This window comes from Kitasatospora sp. NPDC056783, assembly GCF_042789895.1.
Taxonomy (GTDB): Bacteria; Actinomycetota; Actinomycetes; order Streptomycetales; family Streptomycetaceae; genus Kitasatospora.
This window is the reverse complement of record NZ_JBHUAF010000452.1, coordinates 1-6,462: the sequence shown is the minus strand read 5'-3', so window position 1 is coordinate 6,462 and position 6,462 is coordinate 1. Positions and strand designations below refer to the sequence as shown.

Below are 6,462 nucleotides of genomic sequence, written 5' to 3'. Positions count from 1 at the left end.
GGACCCCCCTGCGCGAGGCCCTGATCAGCCTGGAGCGCGAGGGCATCATCACCAGCGAGCGCGGCAAGGGCTTCCGCTTCTCCCCCACCGGCAAGCGGGAGTTCCGCGACCTCACCGCGATCGTGATCGCCCTGGAGTCGCTGGCGCTGCGGACCTCCGACCCGGCCCACCTCGCCGGGATCGCCCCCCGGCTGCTGGCCGAGGCCCGCGCCTTCTCCGCCCCGCAGGCGCCGCACGGCACGATAGAGCGCTACGACGACGCCTGGCACGCCCTGTTGCTCTCCGGCTGCGCCAACACCCGGCTGCGCGAGATGATCGACTCGCTGAAGCTCACCCTGCACCGCTACGAGCGGGTGGTGGTCGGCGACCACGAGATCCTGGAACGCGCCGCCGAGGAGCACGAACGGATCGCCCAGTGCCTGCTGGACGGCGACCTCGACCGGGCCGTCGCCGCGCTGGAGGCCAACTGGACCAGCGGCATGGAACGCATCCTGGACCGCCTGCCCCCGGTCGCCGCGCGCTGACCCGGGCCCGGCCGCATCCCGACCGGGCCCGGGCCACGCCCCGACCACACCCCGCCGTCAGTCGAGCAGTTCGGCGACGCCCGGGGTGAGCCAGTGCAGCCGGTCGGCCAGGCCCGCCACCGCGAACCGCTCGGCGGTCTCCGCCCGCCCCTCGGTGAAGTGCTCCCACGAGGCGTAGTGGACGGGGACGACCCGGCGGGCGCCGAGCGAGGCCGTGAGCGCCGCCGCCTGCGCCGCGTCCATGGTGATCAGCCCACCGCCGCCGAAGGCCTCGATCCGGGCGGCGCCCAGGTGCAGCACGGCCGTCCCGATCCTGAACCTCCGCCCCACCTCGTCCAGTTCGGGGATGTGGACGGTGTCACCCGATACGTACAGCGCCTCCTGCTCGCCGGGCACCTCGACCACGAAGCCGGTGACGTCCCCGACCGGTCCGTGCACACCGGGCGTGCCCGTCACCCGCAGGGTCCGGCCGGACACGGTCAGGTCGCGGGTCTGCCACGGCGCCAGCCCGAGCGCCCCGCCGCCGAGCCGCGCCGCACCGCTGACCGTCGTCAGCACCGGGCGCCCGGCCAGCAGGGTGCGGCCGGTGGCGTCCAGGTTGTCGGGGTGCTCGTCGTGGCTGAGCAGCACGGCGTCCACCGCGGGCAGTTCGTGCACGCCGACCGCCGGGCCGCCGGTGCTGCGCAGCACCACCGGGTCGTGCCGGTACTCGGCGGGGGCCGGGTCGAAGACCGGATCGGTGAGCAGCCTCAGGCCGCCGACCTCCAGCAGGACGGTCGCGGTTCCGATGTGCGTCGCCTTGATCTTCACAAGGTGCCTTCCATGTCGATGAATTGACTGTCGATCGGTTCTCCGGAGCCGGGAATCCGGAACCGGCGCCGGTACTCCCCCGGCGTGGTCGAGAGCCGGTCCCGGAACACCCGGTGCAAGGTCTCCACGGAGCCGAAGCCGCAGGCGCGGGCGACGCCCGGCAGCGGGTGGTCGCTGCGCTCCAGCAGCCGGCGGGCCGCCTCCAGGCGCAGCTCCTCGACGTACGTCCCCGGGGTGGTGCCGGTCTCCGCGCGGAAGACCCGCGCGAAGTTCCGCTCGCTCATGGCGAGCCGCCCGGCGAGCGCGGGGACCGACAGGTCGTCGTCCAGGTGCTCGCCGATCCAGCCGCGCAGGCCCCGCAGGTCCGCCCTGCCGCCCGCTCGGTGGGCCAGCGGGACACTGAACTGACTCTGTCCTCCCGGGCGTTGGAGGTACATCACCATGATCCGGGCGATCTCCAGCGCCAGGTCGTCGCCGTGGTCCTCGGCGACCAGGGCGAGGGTGAGGTCCATCGAGGTGGTCAGGCCCGCGCTGGTCCACATCCGCCCGGAGCGGACGAACACCGGGTCGGCGTCCACCTCGACGGCCGGATGGTCGGCGGCCAGCCGCTCCGCGGTCGCCCAGTGGGTGGTCGCGCGGTGCCCGTCCAACAGCCCCGCCGCGGCCGTCACGTGCGCACCCGCGCAGACCGAGGCGACCCGCCCGGCCCGAGGCCCGGCCTCCCGCAGCCAGGCGACCACCGCCGGGTCCACCCTCGGCACCGGCCCGTCCGGCCCCAGGTCCACCCGGCCCGGCACCAGCACCGTGTCCGGCCGCACCCGCGCCTCGGCCAGCGTCCCGCTCACGTACAGCGGCACGCCCGAGAAGGTCTCCACCGGACCGGCCCGCTCCGCGCACACCCGGACCTCGTACCCGGGCCGCCCGGGCGGCAGCAGCCGTCCGGCCAGCGCGAGGACCTCGGCCGGCCCGGTCACGTCCAGCGCGTTCACCCCGGGGAACACCGGGATCACGACCAGATGGGGCAGGCGGGGTACGTCGTCCATGCCCCCAGCCTCGCCCGACGGCACCCTTGGCGGCAATGACGGGACTCTGCAACATCCGGCCACGGCGCCGGGGCCTACGACGTCGGACCGACCGCCCCCGCGACCACCGCCCGATTGACGCCCCGCCGCCTCCCCCCGGCATGATGGCCCGCATGTGGGGAAAGTGGATCGACTGCCGGGTACGGCCCGCGGCACGTGAGGCGTTCGCCGCCGGCCAGCGCCGCTGGTCGGCGATCTCCGACCAGCCGGGCCTGGTCGGCCAGACCGGCGGCTGGACACCCGGCGCCGACCGGGCCCTCCTGCTCGCCCTGTGGGCCGACGAAGCCGCCTACACCCGCTTCATGGGCGAGCGCCACGACCACACCGCCGCACTGGCCGGCCGGCACCACGCCCACACGGCCATCGAGGTCGCCACCGGCCCGGTCGTCCTCACCATGCCGGGCGCGGCCCCGTCACTGCCCGACGCCCTCAACCGAGCCACCGTCCTGCGGGCCGCCGACTGCCGCCTCCACCCCGGCCGCGCCGACCACTTCCTCGACGTCCAACGCCGCCTCTGGGCCCCGGGCATGGCCGCCGCCGGCATGCTCGGCGGCGCCGTCACCCGCCTCGCCGCCGACCGCTACCTCGTCACCAGCCTCTGGACCACCCCCGCCGCCCACCACGCCTACACCACCCACCACCTCCCCGCCCTGCTCCCCCGCGCCGCCGTCCCCACCGACGTCCACACCCTCACCGGGCAGCTGCTCCCCCTCGAACCGTCCTGGCTGGTCCTGCCCGCCCGGCCGCTCTGACCGACCGGAGACGCCCTAGACTCCGGGGCCATGTCACTGCCGCGCTCCGTAGGTTCCGTCGAAGACCAGCTGTCCGTCATCGACTCCCTGATCGCCGCCCCGTTCCCCGAGCGGGAGGACACGAAGACCGAGCACGGCTGGGGCGGCCCCGGCCACCGGATCGCCGTGCTCCGGGCCAGCCGCGACTTCCGGGACGCCCCCGACCTCGAGCCCCTCACCGCGGCCGAGGAGGAGATCGAGGCCGACCTCACCGCCCTCACCGACGTCCTGACCGCCCGCTGGGGCGGCCCGACCACGCTCGACCTCTGGGCCCACCTCGGCTACGACCAGCCGGACCTCCCCGACACCGCCGGGCCCGAGCCCCTGGTCTCCCTGGCGCAGATGGTCTTCCACCTCCCGGTGTGGCGGGTGCCGTCCACCGGGCGCTGGGTGGGCCTGACCACCGCCCAGGCCGACCGGGAACTCCCCATCGAGCTCCTGGCCGCGATCGGCGAGGAGTCCTGCCTGCCGGACTGAGGCCACCACCGTGGCACTTCTGCCGGTCACGGCGGGCCAGATCCATGCTGCCCGGATTCAGCGCGCGTGGTCCCTCCCGGCGGGCCGGTGCTCAGTGTCCGAACAGGTGCCGGCTCCGGCCGCCCTGCTCGGCGCCCCGCTCCTCCGGCGGTGCGGCCATCCCGGCGGGGCCGTGCGGCGGACCGTCCACCGGCGCGGAGTGCCGGACCGGCCGGTCCGCGGCGGCAGCCGTACCGACCCGCCGGGCCCGGCGCGGGGCCCGGCGGGACAGCCACATCATCGCGAGGCCGAGGCAGAAGATCAGGCCCAGGGCCAGCCCGGCGAGGAAGATGCTCAGGCTGTTCAGCGTCACCAGGTCGGTGCCGAAGATCGTCGCCTGGTAGTCGGGCCCACCGGAGAGGTTGTCCGCGATCAGCAGTCCGACGAACGCGCCGGACGCCGCCATCAGCAGAAGTCCCAGCAACAGCATGGGGATCCCTTCCGTCCTGGTCTCGATCGACCCCCCGCGTGGGTGCGCGCCTACCCACCGCGGGCGGCCCGTAACGGCCGGAGAGGAACCCGGGGCGGAACCCGGGGCGGAACCCGGTGACGGATCGGCGCCCGGCGCTCCCGCCTCGCGCCCTTCCGCCACGGCCGGCCGGAAGCCCGGCGGGCAGGTCCCGTACGGTGCTCAGCCCGGCCGCTCCCGCTGCCCGGCCCGACGCGCGGAGGGCAGGGCCGACGGGCGCGCGACCTCCAGCCAGACCGACTTCCCGCCGTCCTCCGGCAGCGAGCCCCAGGCCCGCGCGAGCCGGTCCACCACCCGCAGACCGTGCCCGCCGGGCCGCCCGGGCCCGGCTGACGGCCGCAGCCGCGGCGGAACGGGGCTGTCGTCCGCGACCTCCACCCGCAGCCGGGCGCCGTTCCAGGAGAGCCGCAGCTCGCGCGGGCCGCCGCGGGCGTGCAGGCAGGCGTTGGCGACCAGTTCGGAGACCATCAGCAGCACGTCCTCGGCTGCCGCCCGGCGGACGGCGTCCACGGCCGGCAGCCAGTGCCAGGACACCAGCGCCCGCCGGCTGAACTCGCGGCTGCGCCGCACCGCGCCGTCCCGGCCCTCCAGAGCCAGTCGCCTGGTCCGCTCCCGGCCCGGCGGCCCTCCGTTCGCGGGACGGTCCACGGCCGCCCTCCTCAGACCCGCCCGGGTGGTGCGGCGGGCCCGCCCGGGCCGCACTCGCCTGCCACCGGTGTCGAGCGCGGGTCGGGGTGGACCCGCGGGGCACCGTCGTGCCCGTCATCGCGCGCACCGTTCCGGGCCGCGCCGACGGCCGTACCCGTGGGCACCGCGGGTACGGGCGGGAGCACCGTCCGTCGGTCGTCCATGCCCCGCGTCTGCCCGGGAGCCGCCGGACCACACGCGCCGGGGCACGCCTGCCCGGTCCGTCACGGCCGGCACAAACCCTTTGCCGCACGAGTGGCGTACGGACCATCCTTCCGTGCATGGACCTTCCCCAGCACGTCATCGCCCTGGACGGGTTGACCCTGCGCCGCTTCGACGCCGCGGTGGACCTGCCCGAGTTCCTCGCCGTCATCGAGGAGTCGCTCGAACACCTGCGGCCCTGGATGCCCTGGGTGGCCGAGCACAGCCCGGCCAGGACCGCCGAGTTCCTCGCCGAGCGTCCGGGGCTCTGGGCGAGCGGGCGGGACTTCACGTACGCGATCACCCGGGACGGCGCGATCGTCGGCGCCTGCGGGCTGTTCCGGCGCGAGGACACCCCGGAGGACGTCCGGGAGATCGGCTACTGGCTGCACCCTGCCGCCACCGGGCGTGGGCTGGCCACCCGGACGGCGCGGGCCCTGACCGACGAGGCCTTCCGCCTCCCCGGGGTGGAGTGCGTCGAGATCGTGCACGACCCGGCCAACCGGGCCGGCGGCGCCGTTCCGGCCCGGCTCGGCTTCACCGAGCACCTGTGCCGCGCCGCCGAGGCGCTCGCCCCGGCCGAGACCGGCGAGGAGCTGGTCTGGCGGCTGACCCGGGAGCAGGCCCGGTTCGTCTGAGCGGATCCGCACGAACCCTTCACCGCACAGCGATTTGACGGTTCATCACATCAACCGAGGCCCACTACGACGACGCCGGAAGTCGGGCTAGGATCACGGCATGGTCACCGCCCGGTCGCCGTTGCGTGCACGACGCGCCCGCCCCCGAGGGGTGGCGGCGCGGCTGTTCTGGCTGGGCGCCCTGCTGGCGGCCGTGTTCGTGTCGCACGGACTCGGTGCGGAGAACGGCGCCGGGCACACCGATCCGTTCCGGATCGTCTGGTCCGCGCCGGCCCCGGCGACCGCCGACGACCCGCACACCACCCACCCCGCGCACCAGCAGGACCACGACGAGGACGACGAACACCCCGGCAGCGAGTGCCTGTCCGGGAAGCCCGAGGACGGCCCGGGCACCGAGGCCGCCTGCCCGGCGGCCGTCGCCCAGCCCGCCCGCGCGGAGGCCGCGCCGGCGACCGGTCCGGTGATCCCGGCCGACGACAGCCCCACGGCCAGACCGTCCCGACTCCCCCACCGGATCGCGCGACTGAGGGTCTAGACCGGCCCGGGCCCGCCCCTGCCCCGCCTCGCGGTGCGGGTCGGCGCCCCTGCCCGCGCCCCCTCCCCGTTCTCGCCGATCCGCTGCCGCCCCGGGCGGCCGCGCGGAGTCCCGTCATGCCCGTTCGGCTCCTGGCCGCGCTGCTGCTCGGCCTGTTCTCCCTGCTGCCCGTCGGCTGCGCGCAGCCGCACCCCGACGCCCCTCCACTC

The 6,462-nt window shown here is 75.9% G+C and carries 9 protein-coding genes; 5 read left to right on the top strand and 4 right to left on the bottom strand.

Annotated elements, in window-relative coordinates; all coding sequences use genetic code 11:
* Positions 1-524, top strand: a 524-nt coding sequence (locus tag ACFRMQ_RS36555; protein WP_380735149.1) for a GntR family transcriptional regulator, incomplete at its 5' end; no start/stop codon positions are given.
* 57 nt (positions 525-581) lie between these two features.
* On the opposite strand, the gene ACFRMQ_RS36550 is transcribed toward ACFRMQ_RS36555, so the two are convergent.
* A complete protein-coding gene (locus tag ACFRMQ_RS36550) occupies positions 582-1,334 on the bottom strand; it encodes an MBL fold metallo-hydrolase (protein WP_380735148.1) in 753 nt (250 codons plus the stop codon).
* Positions 1,331-2,377, bottom strand: coding sequence for a GlxA family transcriptional regulator (locus ACFRMQ_RS36545; RefSeq protein ID WP_380735147.1), 1,047 nt, complete (start codon positions 2,375-2,377; stop codon positions 1,331-1,333). Before ACFRMQ_RS36545 ends, ACFRMQ_RS36550 begins: the two co-directional genes overlap by 4 nt.
* A 152-nt stretch (positions 2,378-2,529) precedes the next feature.
* Between ACFRMQ_RS36545 and ACFRMQ_RS36540 the strand changes: the two genes are divergently transcribed.
* The gene (locus ACFRMQ_RS36540; RefSeq protein WP_380735146.1) at positions 2,530-3,168 is read left to right on the top strand and encodes a DUF4937 domain-containing protein; all 639 of its coding nucleotides are present in this window, start codon (positions 2,530-2,532) and stop codon (positions 3,166-3,168) included.
* Positions 3,169-3,198: 30 nt separating this feature from the next.
* Positions 3,199-3,684 carry a hypothetical protein gene (locus ACFRMQ_RS36535; protein WP_380735145.1) on the top strand — a complete coding sequence of 162 codons (486 nt, stop codon included), beginning with the start codon at positions 3,199-3,201 and terminating at the stop codon, positions 3,682-3,684.
* 91 nt (positions 3,685-3,775) lie between these two features.
* Here ACFRMQ_RS36535 and ACFRMQ_RS36530 read toward each other — a convergent pair whose 3' ends face one another.
* Both ACFRMQ_RS36530 and ACFRMQ_RS36525 read right to left on the bottom strand, forming a co-directional pair.
* Positions 3,776-4,153, bottom strand: a complete 378-nt coding sequence (locus ACFRMQ_RS36530; protein WP_380735144.1) for a hypothetical protein — start codon at positions 4,151-4,153, stop codon at positions 3,776-3,778.
* A gap of 201 nt (positions 4,154-4,354) precedes the next feature.
* Positions 4,355-4,840: an ATP-binding protein gene (locus ACFRMQ_RS36525; protein WP_380735143.1), complete on the bottom strand. Its 486-nt coding sequence runs from the start codon at positions 4,838-4,840 to the stop codon at positions 4,355-4,357.
* Between the two features lie 320 nt (positions 4,841-5,160).
* Here ACFRMQ_RS36525 and ACFRMQ_RS36520 point away from each other — a divergent pair, with 320 nt between their 5' ends.
* Together ACFRMQ_RS36520 and ACFRMQ_RS36515 are read left to right on the top strand one after the other, a co-directional pair.
* A complete protein-coding gene (locus tag ACFRMQ_RS36520; protein ID WP_380735142.1) occupies positions 5,161-5,718 on the top strand; it encodes a GNAT family N-acetyltransferase in 558 nt (185 codons plus the stop codon).
* Between the two features lie 100 nt (positions 5,719-5,818).
* Positions 5,819-6,253 (top strand): hypothetical protein, encoded by a 435-nt coding sequence (locus ACFRMQ_RS36515; RefSeq protein ID WP_380735140.1) that lies wholly within the window; start codon positions 5,819-5,821, stop codon positions 6,251-6,253.
* Positions 6,254-6,462: the final 209 nt, after the last annotated feature.

Excerpts from the sequence above, each read along its gene's own strand:
- ACFRMQ_RS36540 (WP_380735146.1), top strand. The coding sequence starts at position 2,530 with ATGTGGGGAAAGTGGATCGACTGCCGGGTACGGCCCGCGGCACGTGAG.
- ACFRMQ_RS36515 (WP_380735140.1), top strand. The coding sequence starts at position 5,819 with ATGGTCACCGCCCGGTCGCCGTTGCGTGCACGACGCGCCCGCCCCCGA.
- ACFRMQ_RS36535 (WP_380735145.1), top strand. The coding sequence starts at position 3,199 with ATGTCACTGCCGCGCTCCGTAGGTTCCGTCGAAGACCAGCTGTCCGTC.
- ACFRMQ_RS36545 (WP_380735147.1), bottom strand. The coding sequence starts at position 2,377 with ATGGACGACGTACCCCGCCTGCCCCATCTGGTCGTGATCCCGGTGTTC.
- ACFRMQ_RS36530 (WP_380735144.1), bottom strand. The coding sequence starts at position 4,153 with ATGCTGTTGCTGGGACTTCTGCTGATGGCGGCGTCCGGCGCGTTCGTC.
- ACFRMQ_RS36520 (WP_380735142.1), top strand. The coding sequence starts at position 5,161 with ATGGACCTTCCCCAGCACGTCATCGCCCTGGACGGGTTGACCCTGCGC.